The sequence below is a fragment of the Mycobacterium sp. pW045 genome, assembly GCF_041287085.1.
Lineage (GTDB): Bacteria > Actinomycetota > Actinomycetes > Mycobacteriales > Mycobacteriaceae > Mycobacterium > Mycobacterium algericum_A.
Map to the genome: position 1 here is coordinate 391,037 of NZ_JBGGKU010000002.1, position 26,633 is coordinate 417,669.

Consider the following 26,633-nt stretch of genomic DNA (forward strand, 5'->3'; position numbering starts at 1 on the left):
TCTCACGCCCTCCCGAAGAATTTCACGGCGCGCTGAATCCCCGCCAGCAGCCGCTCGACCTCGTCGTGGGTGTTGTACACCGCGAACGACGCGCGGGCGGTGGCGGCCACATTGAACTTGCGGTGCAACGGCATTGCGCAATGATGGCCCACCCGCACCGCGACACCGTCGTCGTCGAGCACCTGGCCGACATCGTGGGCGTGCACGCCGTCGATCACGAACGAGACGGGCGACCCGCGGTCGGTCATCGTCGTGGGCCCGACGATGCGCACCCCGTCGATATCGGCGAGGCCGTCGAGGGTCGCGGCCACCAGTTCGCGTTCGTGAGCTTCCACGACCTCCATCCCGATCGCCTCCAGGTAGCGGGCGGCCGCGGCCAGCCCGACCACCTGCGAGGTCATCGGCGTGCCGGCCTCGAACCGTTGCGGTGGCGGCGCATACGTACTCACCGACATCGTCACGGCCTCGATCATCGATCCGCCGGTGAGGAACGGCGGCAGCGCCGCCAACAGTTCACGCCGGCCGTACAGCACGCCGATTCCGGTGGGGCCCAGCATCTTGTGACCGGAGAATGCGGCGAAGTCGACGTCGAGGCTGTGCAGGTCGACCGGCTGGTGCGGCACCGACTGGCAGGCGTCCAGCACCGTGATGGCACCCACCGCGCGGGCTCGCGATACCAGCTCGGCGACCGGCGCCAGCGCGCCGGTCACATTCGAATGATGAGTGAAGGCAACGACTTTGACCCGCTCATCGAGCTTGAGCGAATCCAGGTCGATCCGCCCGTCGGGCGTCACCTCGTACCACTGCAGCGTCGCCCCGGTGCGCCGCGCCAGTTCCTGCCACGGAATCAGGTTGGCGTGGTGCTCCAGTTCGGTGGTGACGATGACGTCGCCCGGGCCGACGGCGGACTCGAACCGGTCATCGCCGAGCGCATAGGACACCAGGTTCAGCGACTCGGTGGCGTTCTTGGTCAGCACCAGCTCGTCCGGGTCGGCGCCGACGAATTGCGCGATGGCCGCCCGGCCGTCCTCGTAGGCGTCGGTGGCCTCCTCCATGAGCTGGTGCGCCCCGCGGTGCACCGCGCCGTTGGAGTGCAGCACAAACTCCCGCTCGGCATCGAGCACCGGCAGCGGACGCTGCGAGGTCGCGCCGGAATCGAGGTAAGCCAGCCGGCTGCCGCCACGCATGACGCGGCTCAGGATCGGGAAATCCGCCCGAATCGCATCCAGGTCCGGCACCGCCGGACGACTGGGCGACAACGTCGTGTCGGACACCGTCATGCTCAGGCTCCCGCCGCTCCCGCCGCCGCCGCGTCGGAGAAGCGTTCGTAGCCCTTCTCCTCCAGCTCGTCGGCCAGCTCCGGACCGCCCGACTCCGCGATGCGCCCACCGGAGAACACGTGCACGAACTGCGGCTGGATGTAGCGCAGGATCCGGGTGTAGTGGGTGATCAGCAGAATGCCGCCGTTCTCGGTCTCCTGATAGCGCTGCACCCCTTCGCTGACCACCCGCAGGGCGTCGACATCGAGGCCGGAGTCGGTCTCGTCGAGGATCGCGATCTTGGGCTTGAGCAGGCTCAGCTGCAGGATCTCGTGGCGTTTCTTCTCGCCGCCGGAGAAGCCCTCGTTGACGTTGCGCTCGGCGAAGCCGGCATCGATACCGAGTTCGGCGAACGCCGCACGCTGCTCCTTGATCCAGGCGCGCAGCTTCGGCGCCTCGCCGCGCACCGCGGTCACCGCGGTGCGCAGGAAGTTCGACATCGACACCCCGGGCACCTCGACCGGATACTGCATGGCCAGGAACAGACCCGCGCGGGCCCGTTCATCAACAGTCATCTCCAGCACGTCCTGGCCGTCGAGGGTGATCGACCCGGAGGTCACGGTGTACTTGGGGTGACCGGCGATCGCGTACGACAGGGTCGACTTGCCCGAGCCGTTCGGACCCATCAGGGCATGTGTCTCACCGGAGTTCACCGTCAGGTCGACTCCGTGCAGGATCGGGATCGCCGCCGCACCGTCGTCGCCGGCACCGCCCGGCGACACACTCACGTGCAGATCCTTGATTTCCAGTGTGCTCATTGCTGTTTCGTGTCCTTTAAGTCGTTTACTTGTTCTCGGTGACGGCGAGTTCGCGCTCGACGGCCTCGGTGAGGCGTTCTTGGACGAACGGCACCGGGATCTTGGAGATGATCTCGCCGAAGAAACCGCGCACGATCAGGCGTCGGGCCTGATCCTCCGGGATGCCGCGCGCCTGCAGATAGAACAGCTGCAGGTCGTCGAACCGGCCCGTGGCGCTGGCATGGCCGGCCTGCACGATCTCGCCGGTCTCGATCTCCAGGTTCGGGATCGAATCCGCCCGCGCACCGTCGGCCAGCACCAGGTTGCGGTTCACCTCGAAGGTATCGGTGCCGACACCCGTCGCGCGGATCAGCACGTCGCCGACCCACACGGTGTGGGCGTCGGGCAGACCCGAATCGGGGTCGCCCTGCAGTGCGCCCTTGTAGAGCACGTTCGAGCGGCAATTGGGCTGGCTGTGGTCGACCAGCAGCCGCGATTCGAGGTGCTGGCCGTCGTCGGCGAAGTACAGGCCGAGCAACTCGGCGTCACCGCCCGGTCCGTCGAACCGCACCCGGCCGGTCAGCCGCACCAGTTCACCGCCCAGCAGCACGGCGCTGTGGCGCAGCACCGCGTCCTTGCCCAGCGCCCCGTGGTGCATGGTCACGTAGACCAGATCGGCGGCGGCCTCGGCGAGCCACACCACGGTCAGCTTCGCCGCATCGCCGACGACGAACTCCACGTTGTCGGCGTAGGTTCCGCTGCCCCGCACGTCGATCACGACGGTGGCCTGCGACAGTTCCTCGGCGCGCAGCTGCAGATGGCCGTAGGCCGTCGACCCCTCACCGGGACCGGTGATGGTGATCGTGATCGGCTCCTCGACGACGGCTTCCTTGGGAACGGTAACGACCGTCGCCTCCTGGAACGCTGAGAAAGCCTGGGCGGCAACGCGATCAGCCGGAACACCCGCGGCGCCCAGCCGGTCGTCGCCGCGCGCGACGGTCTCGACCCGCACCGCCGCGTCCGCGGTGACCGCGATGGCCGCCGATGCGTCGGCCACCGCCGAGCCGTCGTGCAGGCCGCGCAGCCGGCGCAGCGGGGTGAACCGCCAGATCTCGTCGCGGCCGTGCGGCACCTCGAAGGCGTCCACGTCGAACGAGGTGAACTGCTCGCCTTTGTTGATGCCTTCGGCGGCCTCGGTCAGGTTGGTCGGCGAGGCGGGCCGCAGCTCAGTCGACGCCACTAGCCCACCGAGCCTTCCATCTGCAGCTGGATCAGCTTGTTGAGCTCCAGCGCGTACTCCATCGGCAGTTCCTTGGCGATCGGCTCGACGAAGCCGCGCACCACCATCGCCATCGCCTCGTCCTCGGTCAGGCCGCGACTCATCAGGTAGAACAACTGGTTCTCACTGACCTTCGACACGGTGGCCTCGTGGCCCACGGTGACGTCGTCCTCACGGATGTCGACGTAGGGGTAGGTGTCGCTGCGGCTGACGTCGTCGACCAGCAGCGCGTCGCACTTCACGCTCGACTTCGCCCCGTGAGCGCCCTTGTGGATCCCCACCAGGCCCCGGTAGGAGGAGCGGCCGCCGCCGCGCGCCACCGACTTGGAGACGATGTTGGACGAGGTGTGGGGTGCCAGGTGCAGCATCTTGGCCCCGGTGTCCTGGTGCTGGTCCTCGCCGGCGAACGCCACCGAGAGCACCTCGCCCTTGGCGTGCTCACCGGTCATCCACACCGCCGGGTACTTCATGGTGACCTTGGAGCCGATGTTGCCGTCGACCCACTCCATGGTGGCGCCCGCTTCGGCTCGCGCCCGCTTGGTGACCAGGTTGTAGACGTTGACCGACCAGTTCTGGATGGTGGTGTAGCGGCATCGGCCGCGCGGCTTGACGATGATCTCCACCACCGCCGAGTGCAGCGAGTCGCTCGAGTACACCGGCGCGGTGCAGCCCTCGATGTAGTGCACGTAGGCGTCCTCGTCGACGATGATCAGGGTGCGCTCGAACTGGCCCATGTTCTCGGTGTTGATCCGGAAGTAGGCCTGCAGCGGGATGTCGACGTGCACACCCTTGGGCACGTAGATAAACGATCCACCGCTCCACACCGCGGTGTTCAGCGCCGAGAACTTGTTGTCGCCGGCCGGGATCACGGTGGCGAAATACTCCCGGAACAGCTCCTCGTGCTCTTTCAGCGCGGTGTCGGTGTCCAGGAAGACCACGCCCTGGGCTTCCAGGTCCTCGCGGATCTTGTGGTAGACCACCTCGGATTCGTACTGGGCCGCGACCCCGCCGATGTAGCGCTGCTTCTCGGCCTCCGGGATGCCCAGCCGGTCGTAGGTGTTGCGGATGTCCTCGGGCAGGTCATCCCAGGTCTGGGCCTGCTTCTCGGTGGACCGGACGAAGTACTTGATGTTGTCGAAGTCGATGCCGGACAGATCCGAGCCCCAGTTGGGCATCGGCTTCTTCATGAATGTGCGGTAGGCGCGCAACCGGGCCTCGAGCATCCACTCCGGCTCGTTCTTCTTCGCCGAGATGTCGCGGACCACATCCTCGGACAGGCCACGCTGCGCGGCGGCACCCGCGGCATCGGTGTCGGCCCAACCGTATTCGTACCGGCCCAGCGACGCGATCGTCTCTTCCTGGGTGGGCTCGGCCGCTGCTGCGGTGGCCTCCGGTGTGAGTGTCATGGTGACGCCCCTTCAGTGCTCGTGATGGCTTCGGCGCAGGCTCCGCGCCGAAGGTCGATCGGTGTTGTTATTGCTTTTTTGCGGCGGTGCCGGCCCGGCCGGCTTTGGTGGTTTTGCCGACCCTGGCGGACTTGGCGCTCTTGATGGTCAGCGGTACGTGGGTGGTGCAGACGTACCCGCCGTCGGCGATGGTCGCCAACCGCTGCACGTGGGTGCCCAGCACCTCGGCCATCGCCTGCCGCTCGGCGCGGCACAGCTCCGGGAACTCTTTGGCGACGTTGGCCACCGGGCAATGATGCTGCAGGATCTGCACCCCCGGGACACCGCCGTCCACCCGCGCGGTGCTGGCGGCGTAGCCGGCCTCGGTCAGCGCCGCGGCGATGCGTTCGGCGGTCGCCTCGAGATCCCCGTCGGTGGCGGAGTCGCCCTCGGCGGCCACGGCCGCGACCTCGGACAGAATGCTGTCGATGCGCTGCCGGGCGAAGGCCACCACCGCGTCCTCGCCGCCGATCTCGCGCAGCTGACGCATCGCCGCCACGGCGAGGTCGTCATAGCGGTGCCCGAGCTTGCCCCGGCCGGCGTCGGTGAGCTGGTACCGCTTGGCCGGCCTGCCGCGACCCACCTGCTGCCAGGCCGCCGGCGCATGCGCCTCGGCGTCGCCCAGCTCGATCAGCGCGTCGAGGTGGCGCCGCACGCCGGCTGCCGACAAGCCCAGCCGGGCGCCGATGTCACCGGCGGTGATCGAACCGGACTCCATCAGCAGGCGCACCACCGCCTGGCGGGTGCGGCCCTCGGACGAATCATGGCTGCCGGCGAGCTCGGCGGCCGGTTGAGGCGCAGCCGAAACCGCACCGCCGGGGCGCTGCCCGGCGGTTTGGGATGCGGCGTTGGCCTCAGCCTTGAATTTCACAACACCAGTGTGACGCAATTCGGCGGCCAGGTCCAGAAAGGGTTACCTCAGTTCGGCACGAATCGATGGTAACGCTGGTCACAGCGCGCTCCTGCCGGTCGCCGCACAGTGGGCCGTTACGCTGCTGGGATGGCAGCCCGCCGGCACTCGCTGAGCAGCTCGATCGCCCACCTGCACGGCGACGAGCGCACCGTCGGCGCCCCCCTCAACGCTGCCGAACTGGTCGCGCTGCGGCGCACCCGGCTGTTCGGGGCCACCGGCACGGTGTTGATGGGCATCGGTGCGCTCGGGGCGGGCGCCCGGCCGGTGGTCCAGGACCCGACCTTCGGGGTACGACTGCTGAACCTGCCGTCACGGCTGCAGACGGTGGCGCTGACCATGACCACCACCGGCGCGGTGATGATGGCCCTGGCCTGGCTGATGCTGGGCCGCTTCGCGCTGTCCTCGGGCGGGCCGGGCCGCCGGATGTCCCGCAGCCAACTCGACCGCACGCTGTTGCTGTGGATGCTGCCGTTGCTGGTCGCCCCGCCGATGTACAGCAAGGACGTCTACTCCTACCTGGCGCAGAGCCAGATCTCCCGGCTGGGGCTGGACCCCTACCGGGTGGGCCCGGCGCCGGCCCTCGGCCTCGACCACGTGTTCACCCTGTCGGTGCCGAGCCTGTGGCGCGAGACACCGGCCCCCTATGGCCCGCTCTTCTTGTGGATCGGCCGGGGAATATCGGCGCTGACCGGCGAGAACATCGTCACCGCGGTGCTGTGCCACCGGGTGGTGGTGCTGGCCGGCGTGGGGCTGATCGTGTGGGCGGTGCCGCGGCTGGCGGCACGGTGCGGGGTGGCCGAGGTCAGCGCCCTGTGGCTGGGTGCGGCCAACCCGCTGCTGTTGATGCACCTGGTCGCCGGTATCCACAACGAGGCGCTGATGCTCGGCCTGATGCTGACCGGCACCGAGTTCGCGCTGCGCGGGATCACCGCGGCCAAACCGCTGCTGCCGAGCCGGTGGCGCCAGCCGCAGGACTGGGCGCCGTTGGCCGAACTGCTCACCGGGGCGGTCCTGATCGCGATGTCGTCGCAGGTCAAGCTGCCGTCGCTGCTGGCGCTCGGATTCGTGGCGATGGCCCTGGGCTGGCGCTGGGGCGGCGACCTGCGGGCATTCCTGCTCGCCGGCGTCGGCACCGGTGCCCTGGCGGCGGCCGTGATGGGGCTGATCGGCTGGGCCAGCGGGCTGGGCTTCGGCTGGGTCCACACCCTGGGCACCGCCAACGTGGTCCGCAGCTGGATGTCGCCGCCGACCCTGATCGCCCTCGGCACCGGCCAGGTCGGGACCCTGCTGGGCCTGGGCGATCACACCACCGCCGTGTTGTCGCTGACCCGTGGCATCGGCGTGCTGATCATCGCGGTCATGGTCATCTGGCTGCTGCTGGTGGTCTTCCAGGGCCGGCTGCATCCGGTCGGCGGGCTCGGCGTCGCACTCGGCATCACGGTGCTGCTGTTCCCGGTGGTGCAGCCCTGGTACCTGCTGTGGGCGATCATCCCGCTCGCCGCCTGGGCGACCCGGCCGAGCTTCCGGATCGCGGTGATCGCGGTGACGCTGGTGGTCGGCATCTTCGGCCCGACCGCCAACGGTGACCGTTTCGCGCTGTTCCAGATCGTGGACGCCACGCTGGCCAGCGCCGTGGTGGTGCTGGCATTGTTCCTGCTGACCTACCGGCACCTGCCGTGGCGGGAGTTGCCCGCCGAGGGCGGCCGACCCGATGGTGAGCCGCTGGCGGGGCCGACCCCGCGGTCCGCCCCCGTCGCCGACGCTTACGCTGATTCTCCGTGAGCTCAGCTGTGGCGGTGCGGTTGCGGGGCGTGCGTAAGCGCTACGGGGCCGGTCCGACGGCGACCGAGGCGGTCGCCGGCCTCGATCTGGAGGTCCACACCGCCGAAGTGTTCGCGCTGCTGGGCCCCAACGGCGCCGGCAAGACCACGACGGTCGAGATGTGCGAGGGCTTCGTGCGCCCCGACGCCGGCACCATCGAGGTCCTGGGGCTGGACCCGATCGCCGACAACGACCGGCTGCGCGAACGCATCGGGGTGATGCTGCAGGGCGGCGGCGGCTACCCCGCGGCGCGCGCCGGCGAGATGCTCCAGCTGGTGGCGTCGTACTCGGCCAACCCGCTGGACCCGCAGTGGCTGCTGGAGACCCTGGGCCTCACCGACGCGGCCCGTACCACCTACCGCAGGCTCTCGGGCGGGCAGCAACAGCGGCTCGCGCTGGCCTGCGCGCTGGTCGGTCGCCCGGAGCTGGTGTTTCTCGACGAGCCGACGGCCGGCATGGACGCCCATGCGCGGCTGCTGGTGTGGGAACTGATCGACGCGCTGCGTCGCGACGGCGTGACCGTGGTGCTGACCACACACCACCTGCGGGAGGCCGAGGAACTGGCCGACCGGCTGCTGATCATCGACCACGGCAAGGTGGTCGCCGCCGGCACGCCGGCGGAGTTGACCCGCAGCGGCGCTCAGGGCCAGGTGCGGTTCACCGCCCCTCCCCGACTGGACTTGTCGTTGCTGCTCACCGCGTTGCCCGAGGACTATCGGGCCAGCGAGCCGCAACCCGGCGAGTACCTCGTCGAGGGGGCAGTCGACCCGCAGGTGCTGGCGACCGTGACCGCATGGTGCGCCCTCCTGGATGTGCTGGCCACCCAGCTGCGGGTGGAGCAGCGCAGCCTGGAGGATGTGTTCTTGGACCTGACCGGACGGGAGCTGCGCAAATGAGTGACCAGCCGGTCTTCCCGCCGGGCACCTTCACGCCCGACCCGCGCCCGGCCGGCGTGCCCACGATGCTGGCCGCGCAGTACCGGCTCGAGTTGACCCTGCTGCTGCGCAACGGCGAACAGCTGCTGTTGACGATGTTCATCCCGATCACGCTGCTGATCGGGCTGACGGTGCTGCCGCTGGGCCCGTTCGGTGAGGGGCACGCCGAGCGCGTCACCACCGTGCTGCCGGTGATCATGTCGCTGGCGGTGATCGCCACCGCCTTCACCGGCCAGGCGATCGCGGTGGCATTCGACCGCCGGTACGGCGCGCTGAAACGCCTGGGCGCCACCGCGTTGCCGGTATGGGGCGTCATCACCGGTAAGTCGCTGTCGGTGGCGACGGTGGTGCTGTTGCAGTCGGTGCTGCTCGGGTTGATCGGCATCGCCCTGGGCTGGCGGCCGACACCGCTCGGGCTGGCGCTGGGCGCTGTCGTCATCGCACTGGGCACGGCGTGCTTCGCGGCGTTGGGGCTGCTGCTCGGCGGCAGCCTGCGCGCCGAGATCGTACTGGCCGTCGCCAACCTGATGTGGTTCGTTTTCGGCGGGTTCGCGGCGCTGACCGTGGAAACCGAGCTGGTGCCCGGCGCGGTCCGCTGGCTGGCCCGGCTGACGCCGTCGGGGGCGCTCACCGAGGCGCTGGCGCAGGCCCTGGCGGTCTCCTTCGACTGGTTCGGATTCGCGGTGGTGGCAGCGTGGGGGCTGCTGGCCGGCCTCGGCGCGGTGCGCTGGTTCCGGTTCAGCTGACCTACTACGGTACGTAGTTACCGATCCTCTACGATCAGCCCCGTGGCACGCTTCCTGATGCGCCTGGTGGATCTGCTGCCCGATCCCAGTCTGCGCACCCAGCGGCTGCTGGCCGCCGCCGTCGTCTTCACCCAGGGCTTCATCTCGGTCAGCGGAGCGATCGTCCGCGTCACCGCGTCCGGGCTGGGCTGCCCGACGTGGCCGCAGTGCTTCCCGGGCAGCTACGTCCCGGTCGCGGTCTCGGAGGTGCCGCGAATCCATCAGGCCATCGAGTTCGGCAACCGGATGGTGACCTTCGCGGTGGTCATCACCTCGGCGCTGGCGGTGCTGGCGGTGATCCGGGCGCGGCGACGCCGGGAGGTGCTGGTCTACGCCTGGCTGATGCCGGCCTCCACGGTGCTGCAGGCGATCATCGGCGGCATCACGGTGCGCACCGGGCTGGCCTGGTGGACGGTGGCGGTGCATCTGCTGGTCTCGATGCTGATGGTCTGGCTGGCGGTGCTGTTGTACGTCAAGGTCGGCGAGCCCGACGGCGAGACGGTCGTGGTACGCCACCGGGTCCCCGTCCCGTTGCGGCGGCTGACCGCGCTGTGCGCCGTCATGCTGGCCGCGGTGCTGGTCACCGGAACCCTGGTGACCGCCGCCGGACCGCACGCCGGCGACAAGAGCACCACCCGCACGGTCGCTCGGCTCAAGGTCGAGGTGGTCACGCTGGCACACGTGCACGAGTCGCTGCTGATCGGCTTCCTGGGCCTACTTGTGGGACTGGCGTTCGGGCTGGCCGCGGTACGAGCGGCCAAACCGGTGATCAACCGGCTTGCCTGGTTGACCGCGCTGACCCTGGCGCAGGGGGTGATCGGGGTCGTTCAATACTTCACCGGGGTGCCCGCGGTGCTGGTCACCATCCATGTGGCGGGCGCCGTGCTGGTCACCGGCGCGACCGCGGCGCTATGGGCGTCGCTGCGCGAGCGGGCCCAGCCCGAGCCGGTCTAGCGCCGAGGTGACCGCCAGCGCGAATCGGCGCTGCGCGCGGTCACATTCGTCGGCGCCGAGTTCCGCCCAGCCCAGGTCCGGCGCGACCAGATCCAGGCTGACCAGCCGCGCGTCGGCGCCGGCTCCGGTCACCTCGGCGCGCGCGTAGAGCAACTCCTCGAGGCGGATGCTCAAGCGTTCGGCGGCGGCGCGCAGTGCGGCGCGGCCGACGTCCCACAACTCGAAGTCCGGGTCGGTACCCGCGGCGCCGAACGCGTGCGACCGGCCGGCGCCGAAGAACACCAGCGCCGTGCGCTCCGTGGCCGCGCCGGACGCCGTCGGCACCCCGTCACACTGCAGGTCGGCCAGATAGCGGGGATCGGCGTTCCAGGCCACCACCTCCGGTGGGTTCAACAGGTTGCGCACCCGCTTGGTCCACGCCGTGAATTCGGCGCGCCGGTCCGGCTCACCGCCCGCCGACCGCAGGATCACCAGGTCGGCCTCAAGGGTTTCCGGCTCGTCCCAGGGCAATTGGCGGGCGTGCAGGCCGCGGTGTCGCAGCGCATGCACCAGCCCGGCGTCATCACCGGCGTCATCACCGGCGTCGGAAGCGTCGTGGTCGCGCCGCGAATCGCCCGCCAACACGATGCGCGGGTGGAAGATCTCGGGCCGGGCCAGCTTCATGCAGACTCCACAGTCGGAGATGATAGTCACCATGCACGCCGTGGAAATCGCCGCGACCGGCGGCCCTGAGGTCTTGGAACTGGTCGACAGGCCGCAACCCTCCGCCGCCGCCGGGGAGGTGGTGATCCGGGCCGACGCCATCGGGGTCAACTACATCGACACCTATTTCCGCTCCGGGATCTACCCGGCGGCATTGCCGTTCGTGCTCGGCAATGAAGCCGCCGGCGTCGTCGCCGAGACCGGCGCGGGCGTGACGACGCTGAGCGCGGGTGACCGCGTGGTGACGGCGGCCGCGACCGGCGGCTACGCGCAGTACTGCACCGCGCCGGCAGCGTTGGTGGCGCCCATCCCGGCCGGCGTCGACTCCGACGTGGCGGCGGCGGTACTGCTCAAGGGCCTGACGGCGCATTACCTGATCAAGTCGGTCTACCCGGTGTCACCCGGCGACACCGTGCTGCTGCACGCCGGCGCCGGCGGGGTGGGGCTGATCCTGACCCAGTGGGCCACTGCGCTCGGCGCCCGGGTGATCACCACGGTGTCGACACCGGCGAAAGCCGACTTGTCCCGAGAGGCCGGCGCCGTCGAGGTCCTCGACTACCCCGGCTCGGGTGACACGGCCGCCGCCGCCTTCGGCGCCCGCATCCGGGAATTGACCGACGGATCCGGGGTCGCCGCGGTGTACGACGGCGTAGGCGCGGCGACGTTCGACGCGAGCCTGGCCAGTCTGGCAGTCCGGGGCACGCTGGCGCTGTTCGGCGCGGCCAGCGGGCCGGTTGCCCCGGTGGATCCGCAGCGGCTCAACGCCGCGGGCTCGGTCTACCTGACCCGGCCGAACCTCGCTCACTTCACCCGCAGCGAGCAGGAATTCTCCTGGCGCGCAGGAGAATTGTTCGACGCGGTCGCGGCAGGATCGATCGAGGTGACGGTCAGCCGGCGCTACCCGCTGGCCGAGGCCGCCGACGCGCACCGGGACCTCCAGGCCCGCAAGACCACCGGTTCGATCGTGTTGATCCCCTAACGACGAGCCCCCGGTCCGCACGCTCAGCCGGACCGCCAGCTCTCCGGCAGCAGCGGCAGCCGCGGCCCCTCGGCGAATTCGGCCCCTTCCAGCCGGGTGAGCCCGGTGGCGCGGCTGCCGTCAGCCTGGGCTCTGCCGGTGCGCCCCAGTTCCCCAGCACCACGATCGGACACCGATGCCGGCTCCCAGTCCGGGGTCACCCCGACGGTCAGATCCATCGCGGCGTCACCGTGCCCCGCTCTGGTCTTGCGCAGCCGGAGGCGTTTGGCCCGGCGTGACTCCGCCGCCGCAGCCGAGGCGGCCGCCGGGGTGGGCCGCTTCCGCTTGGCGCTGTCGGCGGCGGCGGCGTGGGCGCCGAGCCCCGATCCGTAGTCGATCCGGGGCCCGCCCCCGACCAGGTAGGGGAACAGCGGTGTACCGGCAGACACGGTCGTCGCCGGTGGCGGGGCAGCCGGAGGCGCCGGGGCCGCACCGGCCGCCGGGGCTGCTGGCGGCGGGGCGGGCGGCGGCGGGGCAGCCGCCACCGCCGGGCCGACCGCGACCGCAGGCACATCGGCCACAACCGCTGCAGTCACTGGGCCTACCGGCACCGCAACACCCGGCACCGGCTCGGCCAACCCGGCCAGGCCGGCGAGGCCGCTCAGACCGCCGCCAGGTGCCACCACCGCACCCGCCGCGGCGACCATCGCCGTCGGCTGGCTGATCGCCTGCAGCAACTGGGCGATATGGGTGGGCCAGTCGAACAGCATCAGGGCCGCGACGTACTGCAGCGCCGGGATGATCTGCGTTGGGTCCTGGGTCATGATCAGGAAGTCCTGGTATAGCTCCAGAGTTCGCACGAGGTACCAGATCGGTTGGGTGGCATCGACGTATAACTCATAGTCGAAGCCGTTGAGTGTTCGGGCGGCTGGCTCCCAGTTGATCCCGAAGTGCTCCAGAAAGTCCGCGACGACGGTTGTCACGGCGTTGGTGATGGGCTCGCGCACCGGGCCGCCGTCTTCAAAACCGAGGCTTTTCAGGAACGGCTCGAGGACATCAAGGAGCTGCTGCAGCGGATTCTCGGTGATCGGTTCCGATGACCACGCTGACGGGCCCGCAGCCTTCTGGATCGGGACCGCCTGAGCAGCATGGGGGGTCGCTGCCGCCAACGCCTCACAGGTCGCCTGATAGGTGGTCATGGTGGTGGCCGCCTGCACCCACATCCGGAAGTAGTCGGCCTCGTTGACCGCGATCGGAATGGTGTTGATGCCGAAGAAGTTGGTCGCCACCAGCAGGGCGTGCGCCGCGTGATTGGCGGCCAGCTCCGGAAGTGTCGGCATGGCCGCGAACGCAGCGCTGTAGGCGCCCGCCGCGCTCTGGCACTGCGCGGCGACCACCGCACTGTGCGCGGCCGCTTGGTTCAACCAGGCCAGGTACGGCCCGTGGGCACCTAGATAGGCCTCCGCGCCGGTCCCCTGCCACACCCCGGCTGCGACGGTGGCCAGCACTGCGGTCAGCTCCTCGGCGACCGCCGTGTACTCGGCGCTCAACGACGACCACGCCCCCGCCGCCGCCAGCAGCGGCCCCGCCCCCGGCCCGGCGCTCAACAACGCCGAATGCACCTCCGGCGGCGACGCCATCCATACCCCTGGCACAACCACCGAGTTTACTGCATAGGAACTTTGTTTTTCGGCTACCCGAACTTTACCGGGCGGTGTCGGCTTCGCCCCAGCTACCCGGCACCATCGGCTGCTGTGGCCCGCCGCCGAACGCGTCGTCCAGCCGGGCCATCCCCACCGCGGTGAACCGCCCGTTGGCCGCGCTGCCGGCGACACCCAGCGTTCCGGCACCCCGGTCGGCGGCCGCCGGGTCGTCATCGGGCCGCTGCCACTCCGGGTCGACACCGACGCCCATCGTCATGAACTGATCGGCGTGTCCGCGGTTGGCGGCGCGCCGTCGGCGCCGGGCCTGCCCCCGCCCACGATGGGCCTCCGGTGCCGCTGCGGCCGCCGCGGCGCCGTCGGGTTCGGAGGCCTTGCGGGCCGCGCGGGCGGCGGCGCCCATTGCCGAACCCGAACCGATTCCGGGTCCGCCGATCAGGTAGGGCGGAACGAACGTCGAACCGCCCGCCGGTGGCGGCCCGGCCACTGCCGGCGCGGCACCCGTGGCCGCGCCAGCGGGGGCCGCCGGGACCGACGCGCTGACGGTTCCGGGCACCGCCGGTGCGGGCGGGACGGTCCCGATCGCGGGCAACGCATGGCCGCCGGGGCCGGCCGGCAGCGCGGGGATCGGCGCCACGGGCTGCGGCAGACCGGCCAATCCGGCCAGCCCGGCGAACCCACCCGCGGCGCCGACCGGGGCGACCACCACGGCGAGCGCCGCGGCGAACAGCTGCGGCGACTGCCCCGCCCAGGTGGCGATCTCGGCGAGGTGTGTCGGCCAGTCGAACTCGGCGAGCTGGACCAGATACTGAACGGCCAGCGCCGGATTCTGCTGGAAATTCACGCCGAGCTGCTGGAAATCCTCGAACAGCTCAAGCGCCCGTACCAGCCAGAACAGCGGCTGGTTGGGATCGACGTACTGGTCATAGGGGATTCCGTTGACCATGGCGTGGGCCGGATCCCAGTTGACCTGTCCGTTGCTGGCCGTCTGCAGCAGCTGGGCGATCAGCTGGTCCAGCGGGTCGTTGACCGTGGGGTCGGTGCCCTGATTGTCGCCACCGTGGGCATCGGCCTTGAGAATCGCCGGCGCCGGCGGCGGCTGTGGAGTCGAGGCCACCGCCGCGCCACTGACCGCTTGATAGATCGACATCGTCGTCGCGGCCTGCACCCACATCCGGACGTAGTCGGCCTCGTTGAGCGCAATCGGGATGGTGTTGAGCCCGAAGAAATTCGTCGCCACCAGCACCCCGTGGGTGAGGTGATTGGCCACCAGTTCCGACAGCGTCGGCATGGCCGACAGCGCGCTGCGATAGGCCCCGGCGACCGTCTCGCAGCGGGCCGCGGCCGCCGCGCTGTCCGCCGCGGCCTGCCGGAGCCAGGACAGGTAGGGCGCATGGGCCCGCAGGTAGGACTCCGCGGCGGGCCCCTGCCACGCGCTGGCCCCGACCGCCCCCAGCAGCGCCATGAGGTCGTCGGCGGCCTCGGTGTATTCGGCGCCCATGGCCGACCAGGCCGCTGCGGCCGCCAACAGTGGACCGGGTCCCGCTCCGGTGCTCAACAGCGCCGAGTGCACCTCCGGTGGAGATGCCATCCAGACCGGCGCCGGCGCGGTCACCGCCCGGCATCCACCGAATTATTGAATATGATTTTCATTAGCGATAATGAAAACCTGCCGCCGCCATCGGCGCAAGGTGTTAAACCCTCGCGTTACCTGGGGGCACGCTGGGAGATCGGTGGGCCGGCGGCAACCGCCGAGGGACTCAGAACAGGGTGGGCAGGCCGATGGCCGAGTCCACCGCCAGGGCGCAGAACACCACCGCCAGGTAGTTGTTCGACTGCAGGAAAAGCCGCAGCGGTTTGACCGGCTCGCCGCGGCGCACCCCGGCGTAGAGCTGGTGGGCCATGGTCAGGAACCAGACGCCGGCCAGGAACGCGACCGAGGCGTACAGCCACCCCGCAGCCGGCACCAGCGCCAGCGTCGCGATCACCGTCGCCCAGGTGTAGACCACGATGCGGTGGGTGACGACACGCTCGCTGGCGACCACCGGCAGCATCGGCACCCCCGCCGCCGCATAGTCATCCTTGTAGCGCATGGCCAGAGCCCAGGTGTGCGGTGGCGTCCAGAAGAAGATGACCGCGAACATCACCAGCGCCTGCCAGCCGACGGTGCCGGTCACCGCCGACCAGCCGATCACCACCGGCATGCAGCCGGCCGCACCGCCCCACACCACGTTCTGCGAGGTGTGCCGCTTGAGCAGCATCGAATAGACCAGCACGTAGAAGGCGATGGTGGCCACCGCCAGCAGGCCCGACATCAGGTTGGTGAACCGCCACAGCCAGCCGAAGGAGATAGCGCCGAGCACCAGGCCGAAGATCAGCGCGTTCCGGGTCGGTACCGCGTCGCGGGCCAGCGGCCGGCGCGCGGTGCGCTTCATCACCTTGTCGATGTCGGCGTCGACGACGCAGTTCAGCGCGTGGGCGCCCGCGGCGGCCAGCATCCCGCCGATGAGCGTGTTGAAGATCAGCAGCGGATTCACCGTGCCGCGGTCCGCCAGCAGCATCGCCGGGATGGTCGTGACCAGCAACAACTCGATGATCCGCGGCTTGGTCAGTGACAGGTACGCCAACAGGGTGCTACGTACGGCGCGTATTCGGCGCGGCGCGGCGCGCTCCCGAATACTCACGTGATGACTCCTCAGATGGCAGCAGCGACGCCAGCGTCTACTACGGACGATGGTAGACCGCGCTGCCGGGTCGACCGAATCCCAGGGTCGATTCGCGGGTAATCCACTCGCCGACCGGGCCTGCAACACTGCCCGTGCCCGCATTAGGCTGAGAACCAACCAGGCTTGTCGACAATGAGGAAGTTCGTGACCACTGCTGCAGAGATCTCCGCCCTGACCCGCCCGCACCACCCCGCCGACTGGGCCGAGATCGACTCGGTCGCGGTCGACACGGCCCGAGTGCTGGCCGCCGATGCGGTCCAGAAGTGCGGGAGCGGCCATCCCGGTACGGCGATGAGCCTGGCGCCGCTGGCCTACACCCTGTTCCAGCGGGTGATGCGCCACGACCCCTCCGACGTCCACTGGCTCGGCCGCGACCGGTTCATCCTGTCCTGCGGGCACTCCAGCCTGACGCTCTACATCCAGCTGTACCTGGGCGGTTTCGGGCTGGAACTGTCCGACATCGAGGCGCTGCGCACCTGGGGCTCCAAGACCCCGGGGCACCCGGAGTTCCGCCACACCAAGGGGGTGGAGATCACCACCGGCCCGCTCGGTCAGGGTCTGGCGTCAGCGGTCGGGATGGCGATGGCCGCCCGTTACGAGCGTGGTCTGTTCGACCCGGACGCCGCCCCCGGCGAGAGCCCGTTCGATCACTACATCTACGTGATCGCCTCGGACGGCGACATCCAGGAAGGCGTGACCAGCGAGGCGTCGTCACTGGCCGCGGTCCAGCAACTGGGCAACCTGATCGTGTTCTACGACCACAACAAGATCTCCATCGAAGACGACACCGACATCGCGATGTGTGAAGACACCGCCGCCCGGTATGAGGCCTACGGCTGGCACGTGCAGCGAGTCGAGGGCGGCGAGAACGTGACCGGCATCGAGGAGGCGATCGCCAAGGCGAAGGCCGTCACCGACAAGCCGTCGTTCATCGAGCTGCGCACGATCATCGGCTACCCGGCGCCGAACCTGATGAACACCGGGAAGGCTCACGGCGCGGCACTCGGCGACGACGAGGTGGCCGCCACCAAGTCCGCCCTCGGATTCGACCCGGACAAGTCCTTCGACGTCCGCGAGGACGTGATCACCCACACCAGGGCGCTGGTAGGCCGCGGCAAAGCGGCCCACGATGCCTGGCAGGGCGAATTCGACGCCTGGGCGGCCCGCGAGCCGGAGCGCAAAGCACTGCTGGACCGGTTGACCGCCGGTGAGCTGCCGGACGGCTGGGACGCGGACCTGCCGTACTGGGAGCCCGGCTCCAAAGCGGTGGCGACCCGTGCCGCCTCCGGCAAGGTGCTCAATGCGGTGGGGCCGAAGCTTCCCGAATTGTGGGGCGGCTCAGCCGATCTGGCCGGCAGTAACAACACCACGATGGACAATGTCAAGTCCTTCGGGCCGGCGTCGATCTCGACCAAGGAGTTCACCGCCGACCCGTACGGCCGCACCCTGCACTTCGGGATCCGCGAGCACGCGATGGGCGCGATCCTGTCGGGCATCGTGCTGCACGGCCCGACCCGCGCCTACGGCGGCACCTTCCTGCAGTTCTCCGACTACATGCGGCCCGCGGTGCGACTGGCGGCGCTGATGGACATCGATCCGATCTACGTGTGGACCCACGACTCGATCGGTCTCGGCGAGGACGGGCCCACCCACCAGCCGGTCGAGCACCTGTCGGCGTTGCGCGCCATCCCGCAGCTGTCGGTAGTGCGTCCCGCCGACGCCAACGAGACCGCCTACGCCTGGCGCACCGTGCTGGCCCGGGGCGCCGACAGCGGTCCGGTCGGGCTGATCCTGACCCGCCAGGGCGTGCCGATCCTGGAGGGCACCGACGCCGACGGCGTCGCACGCGGCGGATACGTGCTCGGCGGGGCCGGAGCCGAGCAACCCGACGTGATACTGATCGCCACCGGGTCGGAGGTGCAGCTCGCGGTAGCAGCCCAGAAACTCCTGGCGGACAAGGACATCAATGCGCGCGTGGTGTCGATGACCTGCCTGGAGTGGTTCGAGTCGCAGCCGGCCGAGTATCGCGACGCGGTGCTGCCGCCCGCCGTTTCGGCGCGGGTCGCTGTCGAGGCCGGCGTCGCGCAGTGCTGGCATAAGCTGGTGGGCGACACCGGGGAGATCGTCTCGCTCGAGCACTACGGCGAGTCCGCGGACTACCAGACCTTGTTCCGCGAGTTCGGATTCACCGCAGAGGCCGTCGTCGCCGCCGCCGAACGCGCCTTGGAGAGATGACGCAAACTGTGGCCGCATGACGGCCGATTGAGAAGGAGCGCAACATGACTCAGAACGAACGGCTGGCCGCGCTGAGCGCCGCCGGCGTATCGGTGTGGCTCGATGACCTGTCCCGTGACCGGCTGACGTCGGGCAACCTGGCGCAGCTCGTCGCCACCCGCAGTGTCGTCGGGGTGACAACCAACCCGACCATCTTCCAGAAGGCGCTGGAAAAGGGCCACGCCTACGACAAGCAGCTGGCCGAGCTGGCCGCGCGCGGCGCCGATGTGGACGCCGTGATCCGCACCGTCACCACCGACGACGTCCGTAACGCCTGCGACGTGCTGACCAAGGCCTGGGAGGCATCCGACGGCGTCGACGGCCGGGTGTCGATCGAGGTCGACCCCCGGCTGGCCCACGACACCGACAAGACCATCGCCCAAGCCGTCGAGCTGTGGAAGATCGTCGACCGGCCGAACCTGTTCATCAAGATCCCGGCGACCAAGGCGGGGCTGCCGGCCATCACCGCGGTACTGGCCGAAGGGGTTTCGGTCAACGTCACGCTGATCTTCTCCGTCGAGCGCCACCGCGAGGTGATGGACGCCTACCTGGCCGGCCTGGAGGCGGCCAAGACGGCCGGACATGACCTGGCCAAGATCCACTCGGTGGCATCCTTCTTCGTCTCCCGGGTGGACACCGAGATCGACGCTCGCCTGGAGAAGATCGGCTCGGCCGATGCCCTGGCGCTGCGCGGCAAGGCCGGCGTCGCCAACGCCCGGTTGGCCTACGCCGCCTACGAACAGGTCTTCGGCGGCGAGCGCTTCGCCACGCTGGCCGCCGACGGCGCCCGGGTCCAGCGGCCGCTGTGGGCCTCGACCGGGGTCAAGAACCCCGACTACCCGGACACCCTCTACGTCACCGAGTTGGTCGCCCCCCACACCGTCAACACCATGCCCGAGCCCACGTTGGAGGCGGTGGCCGACCACGGCGATATCACCGGCAACACCATCGCCGGCACCGCGTCGGAGTCGCAGCGGGTCTTCGATCAGCTCGCCGCCGCGGGCATCGACGTCTCGGATGTGTTCTTGGTGCTCGAATCCGAAGGTGTGGATAAATTCGAGGCGTCGTGGGGGGAACTGCTGGAGGCCACCGCGTCGCAGCTCAACGCCGCCAAGTGACCTGATGGTGAGCGCAGCAACAGCGCGACACACCGCCGGGGGCTGGCGAAACCCGCTGCGGGACAAGCGGGACAAACGGCTGCCCCGCATCGCTGGCCCGTGCGGGGTGGTGATCTTCGGTGTCACCGGTGACCTCGCGCGCCGCAAGCTCATGCCGGCCATCTACGACCTGGCCAACCGGGGCCTGCTGCCACCCACCTTCGCGCTGGTTGGCTTCGCGCGCCGGGAGTGGGCCGACCAGGATTTCGCCGAGGTGGTCTACCAGGCCGTCAAACAGCACGCCCGGACCCCGTTTCGCCAGGTGGTCTGGGACCGGCTGGCCGAGGGATTCCGGTTCGTGCAAGGCACTTTCGATGACGACGCGGCATTCGCCCGGCTGGCCGAGACGCTGCAGAAGCTCGACGCCGAACGCGGCACCGGCGGCAACCACGCCTTCTACCTGTCGATCCCACCCGATTCCTTCCCGGTGGTGTGCGAGAAACTGCACGCCAGCGGGCTGGCACGCCCGCGGGACGGCAGTTGGAGCCGGGTGGTGATCGAGAAGCCGTTCGGCCACGACCTGGACAGCGCCCGCGAGCTCAACAGCGTGGTCAACCGCGTCTTCCCGGAAGAGTCGGTGTTTCGCATCGACCACTATCTGGGCAAGGAGACCGTCCAGAACATTCTGGCGCTGCGGTTCGCCAACCAGCTGTTCGACCCGATCTGGAATGCGCACTACGTCGACCATGTGCAGATCACCATGGCCGAGGACATCGGCCTGGGCGGGCGGGCCGGCTACTACGACGGCATCGGCGCGGCCCGCGACGTCATCCAGAACCACCTGCTGCAGTTGCTGGCCCTGACCGCCATGGAGGAGCCGGTCAGCTTCTCCCCCGCCGAGTTGCAGGCCGAGAAGATCAAGGTGCTCTCCGCCACCCGGCTGGCACAACCGCTGGACGAAACCACCTCGCGGGGCCAGTACGCCGCCGGGTGGCAGGGCGGCGAACACGTCGTCGGCCTGCTCGACGAGGAGGGCTTCGCTCACGACTCGCGCACCGAGACCTATGCGGCGATCACGCTGGAGGTCGACACCCGGCGCTGGGCCGGCGTGCCGTTCTATCTGCGCAGTGGAAAGCGGCTGGGGCGCCGCGTCACCGAGATCGCGCTGATGTTCAAACCGGCGCCGCACCTGCCCTTCGACGCCACCATGACCGACGAGCTGGGCAAGAACGCACTGGTGATCCGGGTGCAGCCCGATGAGGGGATCACGCTGCGGTTCGGTTCCAAGGTGCCCGGCCACCTCATGGAGGTCCGCGACGTCAACATGGACTTCTCCTACGGCTTGGCGTTCTCCGAGGACTCGCCGGAAGCCTACGAACGCTTGATCCTGGACGTGCTGCTCGGCGAGCCGTCACTGTTTCCCGTCAACGCCGAAGTCGAATTGTCTTGGGAGATCCTCGATCCCGTGCTGCAGAACTGGGCGGAGCACGGCAGACCCGAGCCGTACGCGGCCGGCACCTGGGGGCCGCGGTCGTCGTTCGAGATGCTGGCACGCTCCGGCCGGGAATGGCGGAGGCCGTAAATGATTGTCGAGCTGCCCGACACCTCCACCAACGCGATCAACAAGAAGCTCGACGAGTTGCGCGAGCAGGTCGGAGCGGCGACGACGGGCCGGGTGCTGACCCTGATCATCGCCCTGGAAAGCACCGAGAACGACATGCTGCTCGAAGAATCGATCGCCGCGGCCAACATCGCCAGCCAGGAACATCCCAGCCGGGTGATCGTGGTGATGACCGACGACACCGATGCCGGTGACCCCCGCCTGGACGCCCAGCTGCGGATGTTCGGCGACGCCGGTGCCGGCGAGGTGGTGGTGCTGCGGTTGTCCGGCCCGCTGTCCGGGCACGCCGATTCGGTCGTGGTGCCGTTTCTGTTGCCCGACATTCCGGTGGTCGCCTGGTGGCCCGAGGTGGCGCCGGCGGCGCCGGCCGAGGATCCGCTGGGAGCGTTGGCGCTGCGGCGGATCACCGACGCTACCAACAGCCCCGACCCGCTGGCGGCGATCAAGAGCCGGTTGGGCGGCTACACCGCCGGCGACACCGATCTGTCGTGGAGCCGCATCACCTACTGGCGGGCGCTGCTGGCCTCCGCGCTGGATCAGCCGCCCTACGAACCGGTCCGCTCGGCCCTGGTATCGGGGCTGTCCACCGAGCCGGCCCTGGACATCCTGGCCGGCTGGTTGGCCAGCCGCATCGACGGCCCGGTGCGACGCGCCGTCGGCGAGCTGAAGATCGAGCTGGTACGCGACACCGAGACCGTGACGCTGAGCCGGCCGCAGCACGGCGTGATCGGCACCTTGAGCCGCACGGCCAGGCCCGACGCGCTGGTGCCGCTACCGCGCCGGGTGACCGCTGAATGCCTGGCCGAAGACCTCCGCCGACTGGACTCCGACGCTGTGTATGGTGCCGCGCTGGCCGGCCTCGAAGAAGTGGAGTATCTGTGACCGTAGTGATCTACCCCAGTACCGACGACCTCATCGCCGCGGCCGGTGACCGGCTTGCCGATGCCATCGAGGCGGCGCTGGCCGCGCGGGGCCGCGCATTGATAGTGCTGACCGGCGGCGGCAGCGGCATCGCGCTGCTGCGGCGCCTCGGTGATCACGCCGCCCGCATCGACTGGAAAAACGTGCAGCTGTTCTTCGGCGACGAACGGTTCGTCCCGGCGGCCGACGACGAGCGCAACGACAAGCAGGCCCGCGAGGCGCTGTTGGGCCGCATCGACATTCCGGCCGCCAACATCCATGCCATGCCCGCCAGTGACGGGGAATGCGGCGATGACCTCGATGCCGCCGCGCAGGCGTACCAGGAGGTGTTGGCCGCCAACGCCGAGCCGGGCCAGCCCGCCCCCGACTTCGACGTGCATCTGCTGGGGATGGGCGCCGAAGGGCACGTCAACTCGCTGTTCCCCGACACCCCCGCGGTACGGGAGACGAGCCGTCTGGTGGTCGGAGTGCCCGACTCCCCCAAGCCGCCGCCGCGGCGCATCACGCTGACGCTGCCCGCGGTGCGTCGCTCACGCCAGGTGTGGCTGGTGGTGTCCGGGGCGGCCAAGGCCGAGGCGGTGGCCGCCGCGGTCGGCGGCGCCGACCCGGCGTCGGTGCCGGCGGCCGGCGCGGTCGGGCGGGAAGCGACGGTGTGGCTGCTCGACGCCGAGGCAGCCGCGCAACTGCCCGCGCAATCTCACTGACCGGCGCCCGACACTGGCTGCCGCCGCGTCATAATGAGCGGCATGGCAGACAGAGGCTCGGGTACCGGCGGGGAACGCAATCGGCTCAAGACATTGGCGCAGGCGGCGCTGAACGCCGACGTGACCGTCGGGCAACTCGAAGACGTCCTGAACGGCCTGGGCGACACGATGAACGCCTTGAACAGTTCCCTGGTCGGCCTCAACGCCACCGTCGAACGCCTCGGTGACGGCCTGGACCACCTTGATGAGACCATGGCCAGTCTCGACGACCTGGCCCGCCGGCTGGTTGCCCTGATCGAGCCGGTGGAAACCATCGTCAGCCGGATGGACGACATCGTCAGCGTCGGCGAGACCGCGATGGCGCCGCTGGCCGCGACTGAGAACATGGTCCGGGGCATGTTCAACGCCATGCGGAACCGGGTGGCGCGTTAGACGCCGCCTGGCTCAGGCGTACTTGATCAGCAGCCCGACCGCGATGATCGACACCAGCCAGATGGCGATGACGAAGTAGGTCAGCCGGTCGAGGTTCTTCTCGACCACCGTCGAGCCCGACAGGCTGGACTGCACGCCGCCGCCGAACAGGGTGGACAGGCCGCCGCCCTTGGCGCGGTGCAGCAGCACCAGCAGCATCACCAGCAGGCTGGTGATCACCAAGAGGATCTGCAGCGTCAAGATCATGGCCGCTACCCTACCGTGCCGCCGAGGCGCGACCGGGCGCGGCTAGACAAGCGGCCCGCCGGCCGCCAGCGCCGCCAGGGTGGCGAACTGCTCGCCGTCCAGCGACGCGCCGCCGACCAGACCGCCGTCGACGTCGGGCTGGGCGATGAGTTCGCCGATGTTCTTGGCGTTGACCGAGCCGCCGTAGAGCACCCGTACCGCCTCGGCGATCTTCGGGGAGGCGAGCTTGGCCAGTTCGGCACGGATCGCCGCGCACACCTCCTGGGCGTCGGCGGCACCGGCGACCCGGCCGGTGCCGATCGCCCACACCGGTTCGTAGGCGATGACGCTCGCACCGATCTGTTCGGCGCTCAGCCCGGCCAGCGAGCCGCGAAGCTGGTCCACGCAGTACTCGACGTGGTTGCCCGCTTCCCGGATCTCGAGGTGTTCGCCGACGCAGATGATCGGGGTGAGTCCGTGCCTGAGCGCGGCGGCCGCCTTGGCGGCCACCAGTGCGTCGTCCTCGCCGTGATAGCTACGCCGCTCGGAGTGCCCGACGATGACGAAGCTGCACCCCAGCTTGGCCAGAAACGCCCCGCTGATCTCGCCGGTGTAGGCGCCCGCGTCGTGCTGCGAGAGGTCCTGGGCGCCGAAGGTCAGCCGAAGCTTGTCCCCGTCGACCAGGGTCTGCACGCTACGCAGGTCGGTGAACGGCGGCAGCACCGTGACGTCGACCTTGTCGTAGTACTTGTCCGGCAGCGAGAACGCCACCTTCTGCACCAGTGCGATCGCCTCGAAGTGGTTGAGGTTCATCTTCCAGTTGCCGGCGATCAGCGGTTTGCGGCTCATTGCGCCCCTTCGGTTTCCAGTACCTGCAGCCCTGGCAGTGGTTTCCCCTCAAGGTATTCCAGCGACGCCCCACCGCCGGTGGAGATGTGGGAGAAACCGTCCTCGGGCAAGCCGAGCGCCCGCACCGCCGCGGCGGAGTCCCCGCCGCCGACGACGCTGAACGCGCCCTTGCCGGTGGCCGTTGCGATCGCCTCGGCAACGCCCTTGGTGCCGGCGGCAAACGCCGGGAACTCAAACACGCCCATCGGCCCGTTCCAGAAGATGGTCTTGGCGTTGCCAAGCAGCGTGGCGAAGCGCTGCACCGAGCCGGGACCGATGTCCAGACCCATCTTGCCCTCCGGAATCACATCGGCGGCAACGGTTTCCGGGGTGGCACCGGCATCGAACTTGTCGGCGACGACGATGTCGACCGGGAGCCGCAGCACGTCGGCGTAGTCGTCGAGCAGTTGCCGGCAGGTGTCGACCATGTCGGCCTCCAGCAGCGAGGTCCCGACCTGAAGACCCTGGGCGGCCAGGAAGGTGAAGCACATGCCGCCGCCGATCACGATGGAGTCGGCCTTGGTCGCCAGCGACTTGATGACACCGAGCTTGTCGGAGACCTTCGACCCGCCCAGCACCACGGCATAGGGCCGCTCGGTCGATTCGGTCAGCTGCCGCAGCACCTGGATCTCCGCGGCGACCAGCGTTCCGGCGTACGACGGCAGCAGGGTGGCGATGTCATAGACCGAGGCCTGCTTGCGGTGCACCACGCCGAAGCCGTCGGAGACGAACGCTCCCGGCGAGCCGTCCGGCGCGGCGACCAGTTCGGCGAGCGCCCGCGCCAGCGCGAGGCGCTCCTGATCGTCCTTGCTGGTCTCGCGGGGGTCGAACCGGATGTTCTCCAGCAGCAGCACGTCGCCGTCGGTGAGGCCTTCGGCGCGGGCCAGCGCATCGGTGCCGACCACATCACCGGCCAGCTGGACGTGCCGACCCAGTTGCTCGCCGAGTGCGGCGGCAACCGGGGCCAGCGACAGCTTGGGGTCCGGCCCGTTCTTGGGCCGGCCCAGGTGCGCGGCCACCACCACCTTGGCGCCGGCGTCGACCAGCGCGCGCAGCGTGGGCACCGATGCGGTGATCCGGCCCGGGTCGGTGATCTTGCCGTCATCGAGCGGTACGTTCAGGTCGGAGCGCACCAACACGCCCCGCCCCGAAACCCCCTCGGCGATCAGTTCTGAAACAGCCTTGACCGAAGACACAGCCACGATCGCTCTTACAGCGACTTGCCGACGAGCGCGATCAGGTCCACCAGCCGGTTGGAGTAGCCCCACTCGTTGTCATACCAGGACACCACCTTGGCCTGGTCGTCGATCACCTTGGTCAGCCCGGCGTCATACAGCGAGCTGTGCGGGTCGGTGACGATGTCGCTGGAGACGATCGGGGCGTCGTAGTACTTCAGGATGCCCTTCATCGGTCCCTCGGCGGCGGCCTTCATCGCGGCGTTGATGTCGTCGATCGAGGCCGACTTGCTCAGCTCGGCGGTCAGGTCGGTGACCGAGCCGGTGGGGATCGGCACCCGCAGCGCGTAGCCGTCCAGCTTGCCCTTCAGCTCCGGCAGCACCAGGCCGATCGCCTTGGCGGCGCCGGTGGAGGTCGGCACGATGTTGATCGCGGCCGCCCGGGCCCGCCGCAGGTCGGAGTGCGGGCCGTCCTGCAGGTTCTGGTCCTGGGTGTAGGCGTGGATGGTGGTCATCAGGCCCTTGACGATGCCGAACTCGTCGTTGAGCACCTTGGCCAGCGGGCCCAGGCAGTTCGTGGTGCACGAGGCATTGGAGATGATGTTCTGGCTGCCGTCGTACTTGTCGTCGTTGACGCCGAGCACGATGGTGATGTCCTCGTCGCTGGCCGGCGCGGAGATGATCACCTTCTTGGCGCCGGCGTCCAGGTGGCCCTGCGCCTTGTCGCGCTTGGTGAAGATGCCGGTGGACTCCACGACGACGTCCACCCCGAGGTCGCCCCAGGGCAGCGCGGCCGGACCCTCCTTGACCTCCAGGGCCTTGATCTTGGTGTTGCCGACCACGATGGTGTCGTCGCCCTCGAGGCTGACGTCGTGGGGCAGCCGGCCCAGGATGGAGTCGAATTTCAGCAGGTGGGCCAGGCTGGCGTTGTCGGTCAGGTCGTTGACCGCGACGATCTCGATATCGGTGTTGGCACCCTGGGCGTGCTGCGCGTCCAATGCCCTGAAGAAGTTGCGCCCGATGCGGCCGAAGCCGTTCACGCCTACCCGGACCGTCACTGG

General features: G+C 69.5%; 24 protein-coding genes. 11 read left to right on the plus strand and 13 right to left on the minus strand.

The window, feature by feature from the left end; translation table 11 throughout:
• Positions 1-2: 2 nt before the first annotated feature.
• From ACAG20_RS04210 to ACAG20_RS04230, 5 genes are all read right to left on the minus strand, one after another.
• Positions 3-1,280 (minus strand): cysteine desulfurase, encoded by a 1,278-nt coding sequence (locus ACAG20_RS04210; RefSeq protein WP_370491626.1) that lies wholly within the window; start codon positions 1,278-1,280, stop codon positions 3-5.
• Positions 1,281-1,282: 2 nt separating this feature from the next.
• The gene (gene sufC / locus ACAG20_RS04215; protein WP_370491627.1) at positions 1,283-2,077 is read right to left on the minus strand and encodes a Fe-S cluster assembly ATPase SufC; all 795 of its coding nucleotides are present in this window, start codon (positions 2,075-2,077) and stop codon (positions 1,283-1,285) included.
• A 25-nt stretch (positions 2,078-2,102) separates the two neighbouring features.
• On the minus strand, positions 2,103-3,296 hold the full coding sequence (gene sufD, locus ACAG20_RS04220; RefSeq protein ID WP_370491628.1) for a Fe-S cluster assembly protein SufD: 1,194 nt from the start codon (positions 3,294-3,296) through the stop codon (positions 2,103-2,105).
• Positions 3,296-4,741, minus strand: coding sequence for a Fe-S cluster assembly protein SufB (sufB, locus tag ACAG20_RS04225; protein WP_370491629.1), 1,446 nt, complete (start codon positions 4,739-4,741; stop codon positions 3,296-3,298). The genes sufD and sufB overlap by 1 nt, the downstream gene beginning before the upstream one ends.
• Positions 4,742-4,808: 67 nt before the next feature.
• A complete protein-coding gene (locus ACAG20_RS04230) occupies positions 4,809-5,513 on the minus strand; it encodes a metalloregulator ArsR/SmtB family transcription factor (protein ID WP_264079540.1) in 705 nt (234 codons plus the stop codon).
• 267 nt (positions 5,514-5,780) lie between these two features.
• Here ACAG20_RS04230 and mptB point away from each other — a divergent pair, with 267 nt between their 5' ends.
• The 4 genes from mptB to ACAG20_RS04250 are packed head-to-tail and all read left to right on the plus strand — an operon-like array spanning position 5,781 to position 10,188.
• On the plus strand, positions 5,781-7,475 hold the full coding sequence (mptB, locus tag ACAG20_RS04235) for a polyprenol phosphomannose-dependent alpha 1,6 mannosyltransferase MptB (protein ID WP_083037357.1): 1,695 nt from the start codon (positions 5,781-5,783) through the stop codon (positions 7,473-7,475).
• Complete coding sequence (locus ACAG20_RS04240; protein WP_370491630.1) at positions 7,472-8,410, plus strand: ABC transporter ATP-binding protein; 939 nt, start codon at positions 7,472-7,474, stop codon at positions 8,408-8,410. Before mptB ends, ACAG20_RS04240 begins: the two co-directional genes overlap by 4 nt.
• Positions 8,407-9,195 carry an ABC transporter permease gene (locus tag ACAG20_RS04245; RefSeq protein ID WP_370491631.1) on the plus strand — a complete coding sequence of 263 codons (789 nt, stop codon included), beginning with the start codon at positions 8,407-8,409 and terminating at the stop codon, positions 9,193-9,195. Before ACAG20_RS04240 ends, ACAG20_RS04245 begins: the two co-directional genes overlap by 4 nt.
• 57 nt (positions 9,196-9,252) lie before the next feature.
• Positions 9,253-10,188 carry a heme A synthase gene (locus ACAG20_RS04250; RefSeq protein WP_370491741.1) on the plus strand — a complete coding sequence of 312 codons (936 nt, stop codon included), beginning with the start codon at positions 9,253-9,255 and terminating at the stop codon, positions 10,186-10,188.
• On the opposite strand, the gene ACAG20_RS04255 is transcribed toward ACAG20_RS04250, so the two are convergent.
• Positions 10,144-10,851, minus strand: coding sequence for a hypothetical protein (locus ACAG20_RS04255; RefSeq protein ID WP_370491632.1), 708 nt, complete (start codon positions 10,849-10,851; stop codon positions 10,144-10,146). The two genes, ACAG20_RS04250 and ACAG20_RS04255, sit on opposite strands and share 45 nt — an antisense overlap.
• 31 nt (positions 10,852-10,882) lie before the next feature.
• Here ACAG20_RS04255 and ACAG20_RS04260 point away from each other — a divergent pair, with 31 nt between their 5' ends.
• Complete coding sequence (locus tag ACAG20_RS04260) at positions 10,883-11,869, plus strand: quinone oxidoreductase (protein WP_370491633.1); 987 nt, start codon at positions 10,883-10,885, stop codon at positions 11,867-11,869.
• A gap of 23 nt (positions 11,870-11,892) precedes the next feature.
• Here the strand turns inward: ACAG20_RS04260 and ACAG20_RS04265 are convergent, their stop codons facing one another.
• The 3 genes from ACAG20_RS04265 to ACAG20_RS04275 all read right to left on the minus strand — a co-directional run bounded on the left by ACAG20_RS04265 (position 11,893) and on the right by ACAG20_RS04275 (position 16,193).
• Complete coding sequence (locus tag ACAG20_RS04265; RefSeq protein WP_370491742.1) at positions 11,893-13,488, minus strand: PPE family protein; 1,596 nt, start codon at positions 13,486-13,488, stop codon at positions 11,893-11,895.
• A gap of 64 nt (positions 13,489-13,552) precedes the next feature.
• The gene (locus ACAG20_RS04270) at positions 13,553-15,100 is read right to left on the minus strand and encodes a PPE family protein (protein WP_370491743.1); all 1,548 of its coding nucleotides are present in this window, start codon (positions 15,098-15,100) and stop codon (positions 13,553-13,555) included.
• A 169-nt stretch (positions 15,101-15,269) separates the two neighbouring features.
• Positions 15,270-16,193, minus strand: a complete 924-nt coding sequence (locus ACAG20_RS04275) for a heme o synthase (RefSeq protein WP_112688603.1) — start codon at positions 16,191-16,193, stop codon at positions 15,270-15,272.
• A gap of 186 nt (positions 16,194-16,379) precedes the next feature.
• On the opposite strand from ACAG20_RS04275, the gene tkt reads away from it, so the two are divergent.
• From tkt to ACAG20_RS04305, 6 genes are read left to right on the plus strand one after another with little or no spacing between them, the layout of a single operon-like run.
• Positions 16,380-18,470 carry a transketolase gene (gene tkt, locus ACAG20_RS04280; RefSeq protein WP_370491634.1) on the plus strand — a complete coding sequence of 697 codons (2,091 nt, stop codon included), beginning with the start codon at positions 16,380-16,382 and terminating at the stop codon, positions 18,468-18,470.
• A 44-nt stretch (positions 18,471-18,514) separates the two neighbouring features.
• Positions 18,515-19,627, plus strand: a complete 1,113-nt coding sequence (gene tal, locus ACAG20_RS04285; RefSeq protein ID WP_370491635.1) for a transaldolase — start codon at positions 18,515-18,517, stop codon at positions 19,625-19,627.
• Between the two features lie 4 nt (positions 19,628-19,631).
• Positions 19,632-21,188 carry a glucose-6-phosphate dehydrogenase gene (zwf, locus tag ACAG20_RS04290; RefSeq protein WP_370491636.1) on the plus strand — a complete coding sequence of 519 codons (1,557 nt, stop codon included), beginning with the start codon at positions 19,632-19,634 and terminating at the stop codon, positions 21,186-21,188.
• Positions 21,189-22,109: a glucose-6-phosphate dehydrogenase assembly protein OpcA gene (gene opcA / locus ACAG20_RS04295; RefSeq protein WP_370491637.1), complete on the plus strand. Its 921-nt coding sequence runs from the start codon at positions 21,189-21,191 to the stop codon at positions 22,107-22,109.
• A complete protein-coding gene (gene pgl, locus ACAG20_RS04300; protein ID WP_370491638.1) occupies positions 22,106-22,852 on the plus strand; it encodes a 6-phosphogluconolactonase in 747 nt (248 codons plus the stop codon). The genes opcA and pgl overlap by 4 nt, the downstream gene beginning before the upstream one ends.
• Positions 22,853-22,885: 33 nt before the next feature.
• A complete protein-coding gene (locus ACAG20_RS04305) occupies positions 22,886-23,284 on the plus strand; it encodes an ATPase (RefSeq protein ID WP_370491639.1) in 399 nt (132 codons plus the stop codon).
• Positions 23,285-23,296: 12 nt separating this feature from the next.
• On the opposite strand, the gene secG is transcribed toward ACAG20_RS04305, so the two are convergent.
• Genes secG through gap form a run of 4 tightly spaced genes read right to left on the minus strand, consistent with a single transcriptional unit; the run spans position 23,297 to position 26,630 of the window.
• Positions 23,297-23,530 (minus strand): preprotein translocase subunit SecG, encoded by a 234-nt coding sequence (secG, locus tag ACAG20_RS04310; protein WP_013829205.1) that lies wholly within the window; start codon positions 23,528-23,530, stop codon positions 23,297-23,299.
• Positions 23,531-23,572: 42 nt separating this feature from the next.
• A complete protein-coding gene (gene tpiA / locus ACAG20_RS04315; protein WP_370491640.1) occupies positions 23,573-24,358 on the minus strand; it encodes a triose-phosphate isomerase in 786 nt (261 codons plus the stop codon).
• Entirely contained in the window at positions 24,355-25,566 is a 1,212-nt protein-coding gene (gene pgk / locus ACAG20_RS04320; RefSeq protein WP_370491744.1) for a phosphoglycerate kinase, read from the minus strand. The genes tpiA and pgk overlap by 4 nt, the downstream gene beginning before the upstream one ends.
• Positions 25,567-25,607: 41 nt before the next feature.
• The gene (gene gap / locus ACAG20_RS04325; RefSeq protein WP_370491641.1) at positions 25,608-26,630 is read right to left on the minus strand and encodes a type I glyceraldehyde-3-phosphate dehydrogenase; all 1,023 of its coding nucleotides are present in this window, start codon (positions 26,628-26,630) and stop codon (positions 25,608-25,610) included.
• Positions 26,631-26,633: the final 3 nt, after the last annotated feature.

Excerpts from the sequence above, each read along its gene's own strand:
- ACAG20_RS04210 (WP_370491626.1), bottom strand. The coding sequence starts at position 1,280 with ATGACGGTGTCCGACACGACGTTGTCGCCCAGTCGTCCGGCGGTGCCG.
- sufC (WP_370491627.1), bottom strand. The coding sequence starts at position 2,077 with ATGAGCACACTGGAAATCAAGGATCTGCACGTGAGTGTGTCGCCGGGC.
- sufB (WP_370491629.1), bottom strand. The coding sequence starts at position 4,741 with ATGACACTCACACCGGAGGCCACCGCAGCAGCGGCCGAGCCCACCCAG.
- mptB (WP_083037357.1), top strand. The coding sequence starts at position 5,781 with ATGGCAGCCCGCCGGCACTCGCTGAGCAGCTCGATCGCCCACCTGCAC.
- ACAG20_RS04245 (WP_370491631.1), top strand. The coding sequence starts at position 8,407 with ATGAGTGACCAGCCGGTCTTCCCGCCGGGCACCTTCACGCCCGACCCG.
- ACAG20_RS04250 (WP_370491741.1), top strand. The coding sequence starts at position 9,253 with ATGCGCCTGGTGGATCTGCTGCCCGATCCCAGTCTGCGCACCCAGCGG.
- ACAG20_RS04255 (WP_370491632.1), bottom strand. The coding sequence starts at position 10,851 with ATGAAGCTGGCCCGGCCCGAGATCTTCCACCCGCGCATCGTGTTGGCG.
- ACAG20_RS04260 (WP_370491633.1), top strand. The coding sequence starts at position 10,883 with ATGCACGCCGTGGAAATCGCCGCGACCGGCGGCCCTGAGGTCTTGGAA.
- ACAG20_RS04265 (WP_370491742.1), bottom strand. The coding sequence starts at position 13,488 with ATGGCGTCGCCGCCGGAGGTGCATTCGGCGTTGTTGAGCGCCGGGCCG.
- ACAG20_RS04270 (WP_370491743.1), bottom strand. The coding sequence starts at position 15,100 with ATGGCATCTCCACCGGAGGTGCACTCGGCGCTGTTGAGCACCGGAGCG.
- tal (WP_370491635.1), top strand. The coding sequence starts at position 18,515 with ATGACTCAGAACGAACGGCTGGCCGCGCTGAGCGCCGCCGGCGTATCG.
- zwf (WP_370491636.1), top strand. The coding sequence starts at position 19,632 with ATGGTGAGCGCAGCAACAGCGCGACACACCGCCGGGGGCTGGCGAAAC.
- opcA (WP_370491637.1), top strand. The coding sequence starts at position 21,189 with ATGATTGTCGAGCTGCCCGACACCTCCACCAACGCGATCAACAAGAAG.
- ACAG20_RS04305 (WP_370491639.1), top strand. The coding sequence starts at position 22,886 with ATGAGCGGCATGGCAGACAGAGGCTCGGGTACCGGCGGGGAACGCAAT.
- secG (WP_013829205.1), bottom strand. The coding sequence starts at position 23,530 with ATGATCTTGACGCTGCAGATCCTCTTGGTGATCACCAGCCTGCTGGTG.
- tpiA (WP_370491640.1), bottom strand. The coding sequence starts at position 24,358 with ATGAGCCGCAAACCGCTGATCGCCGGCAACTGGAAGATGAACCTCAAC.